Origin of the sequence: Streptomyces sp. NPDC002734 (assembly GCF_040295685.1) — a bacterium.
Taxonomy (GTDB): Bacteria; Actinomycetota; Actinomycetes; order Streptomycetales; family Streptomycetaceae; genus Streptomyces.
The window spans coordinates 115,460-128,962 of the sequence record NZ_JBEOVU010000014.1 but is presented as its reverse complement, the minus strand read 5'-3'; the positions used below and the strand labels follow the sequence as shown (position 1 = coordinate 128,962).

Genomic DNA, 13,503 nt, shown 5'->3' with positions numbered 1-13,503 from the left:
CGGGGCGACTCCTACCTGTCACGAGCATGCCGCACGGGGGCGGCCGTCCGTGGGCCCGTCCCCGGACGCGTCAGGGTTCGAGGATGCGCGGCGAGAGCGCCCCGCACGGCACCAGCTCGATCTCGGCGCCCGCCTCGCGCAGATCGGTGAGGACCAGCTCCTCGTACATCAGGAGTCCGGACTGCTCGGGCCACACCACGGCCCACAGCCACATCCCCAGCGCCTCGCCGGCGAAGACCGCGCGGTCCTCCGGGGCGCCCTCCACCAGCCACATCGGGGTGGGCCGGCCGGCCGCGTGCAGCTTGGCCTCGGCGGGCTTGCCGACGTCGATGTGCGGGCCCGGGTCCGGTCCGTCGATCCCCGCGTAACGGGCGCCGAGGCCGACGCCGAGCTCCTCGGCCACCAGGATCAGCTCGCCCATGCCGCCCAGCGGCCCAGGACCGGAGCAGGCGACCGCCGAGGCGCGCCCGCCGCTGCGGTCGTCGCCCGCGCCGGCCACGCCGGTGAACAGCCAGCCGACCGGGAGCGGCCACGGCATCCAGACGGGGACCCGGGTGCGGTTCACCACCACACCGAGGGCCTCGACGCTCGGCGGGATCACGGGCTGCATCGGATGCACCGCCCCGTGCACGTCGCACTGCCACGCGTCGGCGAAGAGTCCGGGAGCCCTGACCCGGCCACCGCACTTCGGGCAACTGGGTTCGCCCCTCATAAGGTCCCACGGTCCTCCCTGGGCCGCGCCGCGTCAAGGACGATCACCCGTCCGGCGGCCGGTCGGCGTGGCGCGCGGTCCGGCGCGCGTCGTCGACCCGCGGCACCCGGACCGGCGGCGCCAAGGTCCCAACTGGCGTCTTCCGGCCGTCCGTTGACGGGTTTCCCGGCGTGACTTCGGTCACTCAGTCGAGGGCGACCGACCGGCGCAGCGGGTCGCGCAGATCGGTGCCGCGGGCCAGCCACCGCTCCTGCAGCGCCTGCGCGCCGTGCACCCGCTTCCAGGCGGCCTCGTTCGGGGTCATCGGGAGCAGCGGCAGGAACCGCACCGGGTCGAGCGGCGCGTCCAGCTCCAGGTCCTCCACCAGCCCGCCGGGCTCGCCCACCAGGACGGAGGTGAAGGGGGCCCCGGGCCACAGCGGCTCGCCCACGTCCAGCGATCCGCCCGGCGCCACGACAAGCCCCTCCACCTGCGGAGAGGCGGCGAGCACGGCCAGCGGCCGGAGCACCTTGTCGGTGTCCGCGACGCCGCCCCGCACGGACAGCACCAGCTCGGCCCGCGGGCCCTTCACCGGGTCCGCGACCATCGCCGTGGGGTCGCTCATGGGGTGCGCGGACATCCCGAGCGTGGCGTACCGGACGAGGTCCCCCTCGGTGAAGCGGAGCACCTCGACGCGGTCCGTGCCGAGGAAGGTGACGGCGGCCCGGGCGCCGGGTTCGCCCAGCGCGGTCCGCAGACGCGCCTCGACCAGGGGAAGAACATCAGCCATGCGGCGAGCATAGAACTCGTCCGGAACGCGCAAAGCGCGGACGGGCGGAGACCTTGACAGTCACCTCGGCTGATAGTCTGGCCGCAGTCCGGGACAGCACGCCAAGCGTCGCGATCGAGTCCCGAACGCCAGTCATACTCCCCCTGAGAGCCGCTGTGCGCGCTCTCCCACCAGGGGAATGGATCGTCCCTCACGAGGGACCGGCCGGAGGAGGTGGGGCTGCGATGGACCGAAGTCGACCGTGCAGTACCACCCGCTCTTCCGGCCGCTGACGCGGCTCCGGCGTTCTCGCCGCTCCCACCGCCCCGTAGCTCAGCACGGCGGTGTCAGCCGATTCCTCCACGCCGGGGAAGAGCACTTCGTTTCGCCTGCCTGATCTTTGTCGATCTTTTCGATCTGCATCAGCAGCGACTGCTCGAACGCCGCTACGGTGCGGCGCTCCCCGCTTCACGGACGTGCCGGACCCATGGGTGACGGCGGACGTCCGCGTCACGAGGCCCCGGGGAGCCGGCCGTCGGACGCTCGGCCTTTCGTTGCCGAAAGCGAAGGAGCCCCGCCATGTCGATGATCCGAGACCTGCGCGCAGCGGTCCGTCCCTCCGAGCGCGTCGCCCGTTCGGTGCGCGTCCGGCCGTCCCGGCGGGGCGCCGCGGCCCTGGCCCACCTGGATCCGGCGGTCCTGCCCGTCCCGCCCGCGCCCTCGGCCGTCGTCGACTGCGGCATCTACCGCGACGGGCGCCGCCTGGTCCTCGACTCCACGCCGACGCCGCAGGAGGCGATGCGCACCGCACGGCGCGACGGGGGCTTCGTCTGGATCGGCCTGCACGAGCCCACGCAGGACGAATTCGCTGGCATCGCCGCGGAGTTCGGGCTGCACCCGCTGGCCGTGGAGGACGCCGTCAGCGCCCACCAGCGGCCCAAGCTGGAGCGCTACGACGACAGCCTCTTCACCGTCTACAAGACGGTGCACTACGTCGAGCACGACTGCCTCACGCCGGACAGCGAGGTCATCGAGACCGGCGAGATCATGTGCTTCACCGGCCGGGACTTCCTGATCACCGTGCGGCACGGCGACCGGGGCTCGCTGCGCTCCCTGCGGCGCCGGCTGGAGGAGGACCCGGAGCTGCTGGCCAAGGGCCCCTCGGCGGTGCTGCACGCGATCGCCGACCACGTGGTGGACGGGTACCTCGCGGTCGCCGACGCGGTGCAGGACGACATCGACGACGTGGAGACCGAGGTCTTCAGCCCCGGCCGTCGCGGCAGCGCGCCGCGCGGCACCGACGCGGGGCGGATCTACCAGCTCAAGCGCGAGGTGCTGGAGTTCAAGCGGGCGGTGGCGCCGCTGCTGCGGCCGATGCAGCTGCTCAGCGAGCGGCCGATGCGGCTGATCGACCCGGACATCCAGAAGTACTTCCGCGACGTCGCCGACCACGTGGCCCGGGTGCAGGAGCAGGTGATCGGCTTCGACGAGCTGCTGAACTCGATCCTGCAGGCCAACCTGGCGCAGGCGTCGGTCGCGCAGAACGAGGACATGCGCAAGATCACCTCCTGGGCGGCGATCGTCGCGGTGCCGACCATGGTCTGCGGCGTGTACGGGATGAACTTCGAGCACATGCCGGAGCTGGGCTGGAAGTACGGCTACCCGGTCGTCATGGGCTTCACGGTGGTCATCTGTCTGGGCATCCACCGCACCCTGAAGCGCAACGGGTGGCTCTAGGCGGGCTCGCTAGGCTGCTGCCATGACGACCGCTGGTGACAAGACGGACGAGCTGTTCGACCGGGCCCTCGTCGAGGAGGCCGCGAAGAAGTCCGCGCTGGTGTGGGTGCGCCCCACGGGGTCCGCGCAGGGGCCCGAGCGGGCGTTGTGGCACGTCTGGCACGACGGCGCGGTCTGCGTGGCCGGCGACGGGCCGGGCGAGCAGCCGCTGCCGGGTCTGGCCGACGGCGGGCAGGCGGTCCTCACGGTGCGTTCCAAGGACAAGGGCGGGCGCCTGGTGTCCTGCCGGGCCGCGGTCACCGAGCTCACAGCCGGTTCCGACGCCTGGGAGGAAGCCGTCGGGGAGCTCAAGGGCAAGCGGCTCAACGCCCCGGACGCCGAGGAGATGCCGCGGCGGTGGGCGCGTGAGTGCCGCGTCCTGCGTCTGGAGCCGCTGGGGGCCGCGCTGCCCGCCCCCGAGGGCGCCCTGGCCGCCGCGCCGCTGCCCACCGCGGCCACCACCCGCGAGCCCGTCCCGGCGGCGCTGCCGCGCCTGCTCTTCCGCCGTCGGCGCCGGGGCTGAGCCGGCCGCGCGCCGCGCCTCTGCCGCGGAGCGGCCGCACCGCCGTCCGCGGCCGGCGCTCCCCTCCGGCGGCCGGCGCCTACGTCTCGGGCAGGTCCTGCCCGTAGTCGACCTGCTCGTTCTTCGGCGGTTCGCTGAGGTCGATCCGCTTGTCCCAGTCGGTGAACCGGAGGGTGCCGCCGCCACCGGGCCGCTCCACGCGCACCGGGTAGGCCGTCCCCTGCAGGGAGACGTCCATCCGCCCGCCGGCGCCGTCGTCGGCCTTGAGGCGGATCGTCCGGACGTCGCCGACCTCGTGGTAGTCGTCCTTGGCCGGCTTGCCGTCGAGGGCGAGCAGCCCGTCCAGCAGGGTGTCCATGTCGGTGAAGCCGCTGAACCGCTTGTACGCCGGGTCCTTCTCGGGCACCTTCACGTACTTGCCGTCCAGCTTCTCGGCCGTGGTGCCCTCGACGCCCTTGCCGTCGCCGCCCGCGGCCTGGTTCCAGAAGTCGGCGCCGGCCTGCAGGTACAGGGTCTCCCCGATCCGCAGCAGACCGAAGGTGGTGCCGCCGGAGGTGACCTCGCCGCGGCCGCCGCCCTCGGACAGCTCCATGTCCAGCTCGACGCCGCCCTCCTTGGTGATCACCGTGCCGGACAGGTGCACCGAGCCCGCGGAGCCGGCCGCCTTCATCGCGCGGTCGCGGATCGCGGCGGGCTCCAGCTTGCCGACGCCGTTGGTCCCCTCGTCCGGGTCGGACCCGCACCCGGCGAGCCCCGTCGTCGCCAGGGCCAGTGCGCAGACCGCCGCGACACGGGAGGCCATGCGGGTACGACGCTGGGGAATCGGGGTCACAGGCGCGGCTGCCTCTCATCCGGTCTCGACGGGCTGAGGGGCAGCGTACCGGGGGCCCGACGGGGCAGACGGAGGCAGTCCGTCCGGACCCCTCACCAGGGCGTACCGGACCGGTACGGGCTAGCCTGATCCCCGCCCACTGCGGCGTTTCCGGGCAACACGGGGCAAGGACGGGACGACGAGGGGCCTGACGAAGGAGGCTGTACATGGCGGGTGGGCGGATCTTCGTTTCCCACCTCGCGGGCGTGGCCGTGTTCGATCCGAACGGCGACCAGGTCGGACGGGTGCGGGACCTGATCGTGGTGCTGCGGGTGGGCCGCAAGGCTCCCCGCCTGCTGGGGCTGGTCGTGGAACTGCCCACCCGGCGGCGGATCTTCCTGCCGATGACCCGGGTCACCGGCATCCAGTCCGGTCAGGTGATCACCACCGGCGTCCTCAACGTGCGCCGCTTCGAGCAGCGGCCGCCCGAGCGGCTGGTCTTCGGCGAGCTGCTGGACCGGCGGGTGCGGCTGGAGGAGACCGGCGAGGAGGTCACCGTCCTGGACCTGTCGGTGCAGCAGCTGTCCTCACGGCGTGAGTGGGAGGTCGACCGCCTCTTCGTGCAGCGCGGCGGCCGCGGCGGCGCGTTCCGCCGCAAGGCCGGCGAGCAGTTCCTGGTGGAGTGGTCCGCGGTCACCGGCCTGTCGCTGGAGGAGAAGGGGCAGGGCGCGGAGAACCTGCTGGCCACCTTCGAGCAGCTGCGCCCCGCCGACCTCGCCAACGTGCTGCACCACCTGTCGGCCAAGCGCCGGGCCGAGGTCGCCGCGGCGCTCGACGACGACCGGCTGGCCGACGTGCTGGAGGAGCTGCCGGAGGACGACCAGATCGAGATCCTCGGCAAGCTCGCCGAGGAGCGCGCCGCCGACGTCCTGGAGGCGATGGACCCGGACGACGCGGCCGACCTGCTGTCCGAGCTGCCGGAGGGCGACAAGGAGCGGCTGCTGAGCCTGATGCGGCCCGACGACGCCGCCGACATGCGCCGCCTGATGGCCTACGAGGACCGCACGGCGGGCGGTCTGATGACCACCGAGCCGATCGTGCTGCGCCCGGACGCCACGGTCGCCGACGCGCTGGCCCGGGTCCGCAACGCCGACCTCTCCCCCGCGCTGGCCGCGCAGGTCTACGTCTGCCGCCCGCCGGAGGACACGCCCACCGGCAAGTACCTCGGGACCGTCCACTTCCAGCGGCTCCTGCGCGACCCTCCGTACACGCTGGTCGGCTCGATCATCGACGACGACCTGCAGGCGCTGTCCCCCACCGCCGACCTGCCGGTGGTGGCGGGCTTCTTCGCCGCCTACGACATGGTCGCGGCCCCCGTGGTCGACGAGAACGGGTCGCTGCTGGGCGCGGTCACCGTCGACGACGTCCTCGACCACATGCTGCCCGACGACTGGCGGGAGACCGAGTACCACCTGGAGGAGGAGCCGCCGGCCGCCGAGCACCTCGCCGAGGCGCCGAAGGAGGCCACCGCGGATGGCAGCTGACCGCGAGGACCGCCGGCACGGCGACGAGCGCACCCCCGGCCGCGGCCGGGCGACGGCGCACGGCCGGGAGCGCCGCGAGACCCGGGACAGGCGTGAGGCGCGCGAGGCGCGGTCCGTGGCGGGCGCCACCGGCACCCGCACCCGCGAGCGCCTGGACCTTCCGCTGGGCCCCCGCCGCCGGCTGCTGCCCGAGTGGGACCCGGACGCCTTCGGACGGGTCTCCGAGCGGATCGCCCGCTTCCTGGGCACCGGCCGCTTCCTGGTGTGGATGACCTTCGCGATCGTCCTGTGGGTCGGCTGGAACATCGCCGCGCCCTCGGCGCTGCGGTTCGACGAGTACCCGTTCATCTTCCTGACCCTGATGCTGTCGCTCCAGGCGTCCTACGCGGCCCCGCTGATCCTGCTGGCGCAGAACCGGCAGGACGACCGCGACCGCGTCAACCTCGAGCAGGACCGCAAGCAGAACGAGCGCTCCATCGCCGACACCGAGTACCTGACCCGGGAGATCGCCGCGCTGCGGATGGGCCTGGGCGAGGTCGCCACCCGCGACTGGATCCGCTCGGAACTGCACGACATGCTCAAGGAGCTGGAGGAGCAGCGCGCGGGGCACCGCCCGGCCCACGAGCGGGGACGTGACGCAGAAGACCGCTGACGGCCCTGCCCGGCGTCGTTCCGGGGGCCGTACCATCGTCCTTATGGTTACGGAAGACGCGGTGCGCGAAGCGCTGGCGACGGTGAACGACCCCGAGATCCAGCGGCCCATCACCGAGCTCGGGATGGTCAAGTCGGTGGAGATCGGCGAGGACGGCTCGGTCGCCGTCACGGTGTACCTCACCGTCTCGGGCTGTCCGATGCGCGGGACCATCACGGACAACGTGACGTCCGCGCTCACCCGTGTCGAGGGCGTGACCTCGGTCGACGTGACGCTGGACGTGATGAGCGACGAGCAGCGCAAGGAGCTGGCGGCCGCGCTGCGCGGCGGCACCGCCGAGCGCGAGGTTCCCTTCGCCAAGCCGGGCTCGCTGACCCGGGTGTACGCGGTGGCCTCCGGCAAGGGCGGCGTCGGCAAGTCCTCGGTGACGGTCAACCTGGCCGCGGCGATGGCCGCGGACGGCCTGAAGGTCGGCGTCGTCGACGCCGACATCTACGGCCACTCGGTGCCGCGGATGCTGGGCGCCGACGGGCGGCCCACCCAGGTCGAGAACATGATCATGCCGCCTTCGGCCAACGGGGTGAAGGTCATCTCCATCGGCATGTTCACCCCGGGCAACGCGCCCGTGGTGTGGCGTGGCCCGATGCTGCACCGCGCGCTCCAGCAGTTCCTGGCGGACGTGTACTGGGGCGACCTCGACGTCCTGCTGCTCGACCTGCCGCCCGGCACCGGCGACATCGCCATCTCGGTGGCCCAGCTGGTCCCGAACGCGGAGATCCTGGTCGTCACGACGCCGCAGCAGGCCGCCGCGGAGGTCGCCGAGCGGGCCGGTTCGATCGCGGTGCAGACGCACCAGAAGATCGTCGGCGTGGTCGAGAACATGTCGGGCCTGCCGTGCCCGCACTGCGACGAGATGGTCGACGTCTTCGGCACCGGCGGCGGCCAGAAGGTCGCCGACGGCCTGACCCGCACGACCGGCGCCACGGTGCCGGTGCTCGGCTCGATCCCGATCGACGTGCGTCTGCGCGAGGGCGGCGACGAGGGCAAGCCGGTGGTGCTGACCGACCCCGACTCCCCGGCGGGCGCCGCGCTGCGGGCCATCGCCGGCAAGCTCGGCGGGCGTCAGCGCGGGCTGTCGGGCATGTCGCTGGGGATCACCCCGCGCAACAAGTTCTGACCCACGCTCCGGCCGCCCGCCCGCGGCCGCGCACCAGGGGCGCCGTCCTTCCCGGGACGGCGCCCTTCGTCGTGCCGGGGCGCCCTCGGGCGGCCCGGCGGCGCAGGTCGGGCGGGGCCGGTCAGGCGTAGGTCTCGATGTCCTCGACGGCCGAGAAGCCGAGGCCGTAGGCGCTCATCCCGCGCCCGTAGGCCCCGAGGTGGACGCCGTCGCCGGTGGAGCCGGCCAGCACCCAGCCGAACTCCGACTCCCGGTAGTGGAAGGTCGTCGCCTCGCCGTCCACCGGCAGCGTCAGGGTGGTCCAGGCCGGGCTCTCCAGGTCGTCGGCGAGCACCCAGGCCGTCTCGGTCTGTTGCTCCAGCCAGTCGTCGCGCAGGCTGTGGTCCATCTGGAGGGGCCAGGTGTAGGACAGCAGCCCCAGACCGGCCAGCCAGGCGGCGGAGGAGACGGTGGTGGCGTCCAGTACGCCGGTGCCGTCGGCGCTGCGGCGGACCGGCTGGTCGGCCACGGTCACCACCACGGCGAATCGTTCCTTGTCCTCGGCGGCCTCGTAGCGCACCGACGGCTCGTCGCCGTGGCCGAGGGAACCGTGCTCGACCGCGCCGTCCGTGGAGGTGGCGACCTGCATCAGCCAGCGCTCCCCGGTGAACGCGTCGTCGAGGCCGTACCACGGGAACGGCGCCCGCAGGTAGCCGTCGACCCCGCTGCCGCCCGCGGCGGTCCGGCCGCCCGCGACCGCCGACGCCTGCGCGCCTACCCGACTTCTCGTCTCCATGCCCGGACGCCTCCTCGTTCTTCACCGGACCGCGGGGGGATGGTGAAGAATCGTCCGCCGGTCCGCACAACAACTCGGCAGCATAGCCACCCCGCTTCACCGGTCCGGGATTACCGCCGACCGGGTGGGTCGGACGGACGCGGAACGGTAAGGGGGTACGGCCGGACGAGGGGCGGTTCCGGGCGGTGGGATCAGGTGGCGTCGAGGTCGTACGGAGGGCGCTCGGCGACCGGCTCCGGCGTCTTCTTCTCCAGGCCGACCGGGCCGGCGGCCTGGCCGGACGCGGCCGCGGCGGGCGGCGGCGAGGCGGCCGCGGGGGACCTGTACGACGGGTCGTTGGCGATGCTCGGGTCCGCGAGCTGCTGGATGTCCTTCTTCAGGTCGAGCGACTCACGGATCTCGCCGAGGCCGAGGTCGTCGTTCTGCAGCTGCTTGCGGATGAACGTCTTGGGGTTCAGGTCCTGGAACTCGAAGTCCTTGAACTCCGGGCCGAGCTCCTGGCGGATGTCCTGCTTGGCGCTGTCCGAGAACTCGCGGATCTTCCGGATGGTCCGGGAGATGTCCTGGATGACCTTCGGAAGCTTCTCCGGCCCGAAGACGAGCACGGCGAGGACGACGAGCGTGATGAGCTCGAGCGATCCTATGTCATTGAACACCTGAAGCTCCTTGCGTGTCCCGGGGCAGATCCACGGTACCCGGCGAACCCGCCCCACCGGTACTGCCCCGACACCCTCTGACGCATACAACACATCCCGGGCCACACGGGGGTGACGACCGGGTGACGTCCCCGTGGCGCTCGGTGCGCGCGGGGGCGGCGGCGGTGGCAGGGAGGGCCGGGGCGGCCGGTCAGTCCTCGGAGGAGCCGAGGACCAGGGTGATCCTCCGCTCCTCGCCGTCGCGCTTCACGGTCAGCTCCAGGCGGTCGCCGGGGCGGTGGGCCCGCGTCTTGACGATGAGCTCGTCGCCCGAATGCACCCGGACGCCGTCCACGGCGGTGATCACGTCCCCGGCCTTCAGCCCCGCCTTGGCGCCGGGCCCGCCGGGGGTCACGGAGGACCCGCCGCCGGAACCGCTGGTGTGCACCCGCGCGCCGTCGCCGGCGTAGGCCATGTCGAGGGTGACGCCTATCACCGGGTGGGTGGCCTCGCCCTCGTTGATCAGTTCCTCGGCCACCCGCTTGGCCTGGTTCACCGGGATGGCGAAGCCGAGGCCTATGGAGCCGGACTTGCCGTCGTCGGTGTCGATGCCGGTGTCGGCCGACCGGATCGCGCAGTTGATGCCGATCACCCGGCCCCGGCCGTCGAGCAGCGGGCCGCCGGAGTTCCCCGGGTTGATCGGGGCGTCGGTCTGGAGCGCGTCCACGTACGAGACGTCGCCTCCGTCGCCCTCGCCGGCCGTGATGGGGCGCTCCTTGGCGCTGATGATGCCCGCGGTGACGGTGTTCGCCAGGTCGAACGGGGCGCCGATGGCCACCACCGGGTCGCCGACCCGGACGTTGTCGGAGTTGCCCAGCGGCATCGGGTGCAGACCCTTGACGCCCTTCACCCGGACCACGGCCAGGTCGTAGCCGGAGTCGCCGCCGACCAGTTCGGCCCGGGCGGTCTCGCCGCCGCTGAAGGTGACGGCGATCCGGCCGTCGCCCGCGTCCTCGGCGGCCTCCACGACGTGGCGGTTGGTCAGGATGTGGCCGCGGTCGTCCAGCACGAAACCGGTGCCGGTGCCGGCCTGGCCGCTGCCCTGCACGTGCAGCGTGACCACGCTGGGCAGGGCGCGCCGGGCGATCCCCGCGACGCTGTCCGGGTCGCGGGGCACGTCCTCCACGGGGGCCTGGGAGAGCTCGACGACGCCGAGGCCGCCGTGGCGCTCCAGGTACACGCCCGCCATGCCGCCGGCCAGCCCGGCCACCAGGGCGACCGCGACGGCGCCGCCGACGAGGGCGCGCCGGCGCCTCGCCCGCCGCCGGGAGGGGGCCTCGGCTCCCTGTGCGCCGCCCTGCGGCGGGGCGGGGGCCGCGGGGGCGGCCGGTCCGGCCCCGGGGGTGGCCCAGGGGTCGTAGCGGCTCCAGGGTCCTGCGGGGGCCGGGTCCGGAGCGAGGTCGGGGTCGGGGTCGCGGTCGGGCGCCTGCGTGGCGTGGGCCTCGGGGGCGTACGCGGCGTCGGTCGCGGGGGCCCGGGTGTCGTGGGCGTCGGGCGCGAGCGCCGCCGCGTTGGACCGGGCGGGGTCCGCGGCGGACGCGTACGCCGCGTCGTGCGGCGCTGCGGGGACGGCTCCGGCCGGGGCGTGGCCCTGGGGGCCGGGGGCTCCCGCCGGGGACGCGGGGACGGCGGCCTGCCGCGACGGGTCGGGCAGGGCGTACGGGTCCGGGGCGCCGGAGGGGGTGCCCGCCGGGACGGGCGGCTGCTGCGGCGGCGGGGCGGACGTCCAGGACCGTTCGTCCGCGCCGGGGCCGCCCACCGGGGCGGCGGGGTCCACGGGAGGGGCCGCCGGGGCCGCGCTGTCGGCCGGGGCGGCGGGCGGCGGGGGCGTCTGGTGCGTCTGGTGCGTCGGGGGAAGGTGACCGCCGCCCGGCGGAGTGCCCGCGGCGGGGGTGGCGGGGTGCTGGACCGGCGGGGCCGGCGCCCAGGGGCCAGGGTTGCCGTACGGGGGCGTGCTGTAGTGGTCGGGCTCGTGCAGGGGGCGCGGAGCCGCGGTCTGCGGAGCCGCGGCCTGCGGGTCGCCCGCGTTCTCCCCCAGGCCCGAAGACCCGGAAGGCACCGCCCCCTGAGCCACCGGCCCGGAAGGCGCCGCCCCCTGATCCACCGGCCCGGAGGGCTCGGCCACGGAGGCCACGGGCCCGGGGGCCGCGAGGGGGAAGTCGCCGGAGGCGTCCGGTCCCGGGGCGGGGCGGGGGCGGCTCCACCACTTGGGCCTCGCGGACTTCCCCGGCGTGCCCTCGTTCATGCTCTCCCCAACACCTGGCGTGATTCGTCGACGCGCCGCCCTCGCGGCACAGTCCGGATTCAATCAGGTTCCCCGCGGGCGCGCAGAGAACCTGGTCAGCGTCCGGCCGGGGGCGGGGTCAGGGTGCCGCTCGGGGCGGGCGCGGTCAGCGGGACCGGGAGCCCGGGCGTCACGGGGACGCCGGGCCCTATCAGCGGCGTGGGCGCGGGGCCGTCGCCGGCCACCGACTGGGCGCCGCCCCCGGACAGCAGAGGGGCCGCCACGGGGGCGAGCTGACGCTGGGCCGCGGCGCTGTGCACCAGCGGAGGCGTGGCGCGGCGCCGGGCGTCCGTCGCGCCGACGGCGCCACCGGCCTGCCGGCCCGCCGGAGGGGTGGCGTTGCTGCGCAGACCGCCGCGGTCGGCGTCGGCGACCGGGACCCCGGTCGTCACCCCGCCGAGCGCCACCGCGGCCAGCGAGACCGCGCTCGCGGCGGCGAAGGCCAACCGGCGGCTGCGGGAGGCGGCCCGCTCCGCCTGGGCACGGCCGACGTCGGCGCGGCCCACGTGGTGGATCGGGAAGCCGTGCGTGGCGGAGGCGGCCAGCCCGAAGGCCTCGGCGCGCCGGGAGCCGAGGAACATGGCCCCCGGCTCGTCCCCGGCTCCGGAGCCTCCGGAATCGCGCAGCTCGTCGGGCCCGTCCACGGGGAGACCCTGCAGACGGGCGAGGAAACTCTCGGACGGCGTAGGGCCGGAGACCTCGGCGAAGACGTTCTTCAGCCTGCGCTGCGCGTCGGCCTCGACCCGGCACCTGGTGCAGGTGGCCAGATGGGCCAGCACGCGCTCACGCGCCTCGTGTCCCAGCTCGCCGTCCACCAGGGCGGAGAGCCGGTCACCGAGGTGCTGCTCGGCCGGCGTCGGACGTGACTCACTCACGCGGTCGCGCCTCCTCCTCTCAGCGCCGGAAGGCGGGTGACGCCGAACCTGCGCTCGGCGCGCGCCTCGGGAGAGCGGTGGGCGAGCGCCTTGCGCAGCTGCGAACGGCCCCGGTGGATCCGGCTGCGGACCGTGCCGAGCTTCACGCCCAGGGTCGCGGCGATCTCCTCGTAGGACAGTCCTTCGATGTCGCACAGGACGACCGCGGCGCGGAACTCGGGCGCCAGGGTGTCCAGCGCCTGCTGGATGTCGGCGTCGAAGTGGGCGTCGTTGAGGACCTGCTGGGGCGACGGCTCACGGCCGGGCAGCCGCTCGGCGGCGTCCTCGGCGAGCGCGTCGAACCGGATGCGCTGCTTGCGGCGCACCATGTCCAGGAAGAGGTTGGTGGTGATCCGGTGCAGCCAGCCCTCGAACGTGCCGGGCGAGTACGTGGACAGCGAGCGGAACACCCGGACGAAGACCTCCTGGGTGAGGTCCTCGGCGTCGTGCTGGTTGCCGGTCAGGCGGTAGGCGAGCCGGTAGACCCGGGCACTGTGCGTGCTGACGATCTCCTCCCAGGTGGGCGGAGTCCACGCCGACCCGTCACCGTCGGTGGCGAACGTCGCGGTGCGGGCGGGCTCGGAGGAACGGTCGGCCTCTTGGCCGGCCGGACGGTCAGCAGCGGTGTCGGTCACGGATGTCGGCCTGGCCGCCGACCCGAGAAGGCGCCTCAGCCCTCCGCCGCGGTCAGCGGGTGCGGCCGCACCTCCCCTGTCGGCTCTGGTGGTGTCCAGTGGAGCCCCTACCATAGCCATCTCGTCCGTTAGCTCCGGATAAGCAGGTTTGCGAGAGTTCACCACTCGCTCCATCGGCGCTTCCCCCGTCCCGTGCACGCCTTTCCCCTCACTCTTCAAACGCGGCGTCCCGCCGCCAGGTTCCCGACCGCGCCGGA

Annotated in this window: 13 protein-coding genes; 5 read left to right on the top strand and 8 right to left on the bottom strand. The window is 74.1% G+C overall.

Features of this window, described 5'->3' with window-relative positions; translation table 11 throughout:
- Nucleotides 1-70: 70 nt before the first annotated feature.
- Both ABT026_RS15160 and ABT026_RS15155 read right to left on the bottom strand, forming a co-directional pair.
- On the bottom strand, nt 71-712 hold the full coding sequence (locus tag ABT026_RS15160; protein ID WP_351114817.1) for a DUF6758 family protein: 642 nt from the start codon (nt 710-712) through the stop codon (nt 71-73).
- A 184-nt stretch (nt 713-896) separates the two neighbouring features.
- Nucleotides 897-1,481 (bottom strand): suppressor of fused domain protein, encoded by a 585-nt coding sequence (locus ABT026_RS15155; RefSeq protein ID WP_351114815.1) that lies wholly within the window; start codon nt 1,479-1,481, stop codon nt 897-899.
- Nucleotides 1,482-2,039: 558 nt separating this feature from the next.
- Between ABT026_RS15155 and ABT026_RS15150 the strand changes: the two genes are divergently transcribed.
- Nucleotides 2,040-3,197 (top strand): magnesium and cobalt transport protein CorA, encoded by a 1,158-nt coding sequence (locus ABT026_RS15150; protein WP_351114814.1) that lies wholly within the window; start codon nt 2,040-2,042, stop codon nt 3,195-3,197.
- A 22-nt stretch (nt 3,198-3,219) separates the two neighbouring features.
- A complete protein-coding gene (locus ABT026_RS15145; RefSeq protein WP_351114813.1) occupies nt 3,220-3,759 on the top strand; it encodes a hypothetical protein in 540 nt (179 codons plus the stop codon).
- Nucleotides 3,760-3,838: 79 nt separating this feature from the next.
- On the opposite strand, the gene ABT026_RS15140 is transcribed toward ABT026_RS15145, so the two are convergent.
- Nucleotides 3,839-4,561 carry a hypothetical protein gene (locus tag ABT026_RS15140; RefSeq protein WP_351114812.1) on the bottom strand — a complete coding sequence of 241 codons (723 nt, stop codon included), beginning with the start codon at nt 4,559-4,561 and terminating at the stop codon, nt 3,839-3,841.
- 236 nt (nt 4,562-4,797) lie between these two features.
- Here ABT026_RS15140 and ABT026_RS15135 point away from each other — a divergent pair, with 236 nt between their 5' ends.
- Genes ABT026_RS15135 through ABT026_RS15125 form a run of 3 tightly spaced genes read left to right on the top strand, consistent with a single transcriptional unit; the run spans nt 4,798 to nt 7,943 of the window.
- The gene (locus ABT026_RS15135; RefSeq protein WP_351114811.1) at nt 4,798-6,114 is read left to right on the top strand and encodes a magnesium transporter MgtE N-terminal domain-containing protein; all 1,317 of its coding nucleotides are present in this window, start codon (nt 4,798-4,800) and stop codon (nt 6,112-6,114) included.
- A complete protein-coding gene (locus ABT026_RS15130; RefSeq protein ID WP_351114810.1) occupies nt 6,104-6,766 on the top strand; it encodes a DUF1003 domain-containing protein in 663 nt (220 codons plus the stop codon). The genes ABT026_RS15135 and ABT026_RS15130 overlap by 11 nt, the downstream gene beginning before the upstream one ends.
- Nucleotides 6,767-6,809: 43 nt before the next feature.
- Nucleotides 6,810-7,943 carry an Mrp/NBP35 family ATP-binding protein gene (locus tag ABT026_RS15125; RefSeq protein WP_351114808.1) on the top strand — a complete coding sequence of 378 codons (1,134 nt, stop codon included), beginning with the start codon at nt 6,810-6,812 and terminating at the stop codon, nt 7,941-7,943.
- Nucleotides 7,944-8,064: 121 nt separating this feature from the next.
- Here ABT026_RS15125 and ABT026_RS15120 read toward each other — a convergent pair whose 3' ends face one another.
- The 5 genes from ABT026_RS15120 to sigE all read right to left on the bottom strand — a co-directional run bounded on the left by ABT026_RS15120 (nt 8,065) and on the right by sigE (nt 13,360).
- Entirely contained in the window at nt 8,065-8,718 is a 654-nt protein-coding gene (locus ABT026_RS15120) for a hypothetical protein (protein WP_351114807.1), read from the bottom strand.
- Between the two features lie 191 nt (nt 8,719-8,909).
- Nucleotides 8,910-9,374, bottom strand: a complete 465-nt coding sequence (locus tag ABT026_RS15115; RefSeq protein ID WP_351114806.1) for a sec-independent translocase — start codon at nt 9,372-9,374, stop codon at nt 8,910-8,912.
- Between the two features lie 190 nt (nt 9,375-9,564).
- A complete protein-coding gene (locus tag ABT026_RS15110) occupies nt 9,565-11,472 on the bottom strand; it encodes a S1C family serine protease (RefSeq protein WP_502967979.1) in 1,908 nt (635 codons plus the stop codon).
- Nucleotides 11,473-11,753: 281 nt separating this feature from the next.
- On the bottom strand, nt 11,754-12,572 hold the full coding sequence (locus ABT026_RS15105) for a zf-HC2 domain-containing protein (protein WP_351114803.1): 819 nt from the start codon (nt 12,570-12,572) through the stop codon (nt 11,754-11,756).
- The gene (gene sigE, locus ABT026_RS15100) at nt 12,569-13,360 is read right to left on the bottom strand and encodes an RNA polymerase sigma factor SigE (protein WP_351114801.1); all 792 of its coding nucleotides are present in this window, start codon (nt 13,358-13,360) and stop codon (nt 12,569-12,571) included. The genes ABT026_RS15105 and sigE overlap by 4 nt, the downstream gene beginning before the upstream one ends.
- Nucleotides 13,361-13,503 lie beyond the last annotated feature (143 nt).

Coding starts and splice junctions, on each gene's coding strand:
- ABT026_RS15160 (WP_351114817.1), bottom strand. CDS start 712: ATGAGGGGCGAACCCAGTTGCCCGAAGTGCGGTGGCCGGGTCAGGGCT.
- ABT026_RS15155 (WP_351114815.1), bottom strand. CDS start 1,481: ATGGCTGATGTTCTTCCCCTGGTCGAGGCGCGTCTGCGGACCGCGCTG.
- ABT026_RS15150 (WP_351114814.1), top strand. CDS start 2,040: ATGTCGATGATCCGAGACCTGCGCGCAGCGGTCCGTCCCTCCGAGCGC.
- ABT026_RS15145 (WP_351114813.1), top strand. CDS start 3,220: ATGACGACCGCTGGTGACAAGACGGACGAGCTGTTCGACCGGGCCCTC.
- ABT026_RS15140 (WP_351114812.1), bottom strand. CDS start 4,561: ATGGCCTCCCGTGTCGCGGCGGTCTGCGCACTGGCCCTGGCGACGACG.
- ABT026_RS15135 (WP_351114811.1), top strand. CDS start 4,798: ATGGCGGGTGGGCGGATCTTCGTTTCCCACCTCGCGGGCGTGGCCGTG.
- ABT026_RS15130 (WP_351114810.1), top strand. CDS start 6,104: ATGGCAGCTGACCGCGAGGACCGCCGGCACGGCGACGAGCGCACCCCC.
- ABT026_RS15125 (WP_351114808.1), top strand. CDS start 6,810: ATGGTTACGGAAGACGCGGTGCGCGAAGCGCTGGCGACGGTGAACGAC.
- ABT026_RS15120 (WP_351114807.1), bottom strand. CDS start 8,718: ATGGAGACGAGAAGTCGGGTAGGCGCGCAGGCGTCGGCGGTCGCGGGC.
- sigE (WP_351114801.1), bottom strand. CDS start 13,360: ATGGTAGGGGCTCCACTGGACACCACCAGAGCCGACAGGGGAGGTGCG.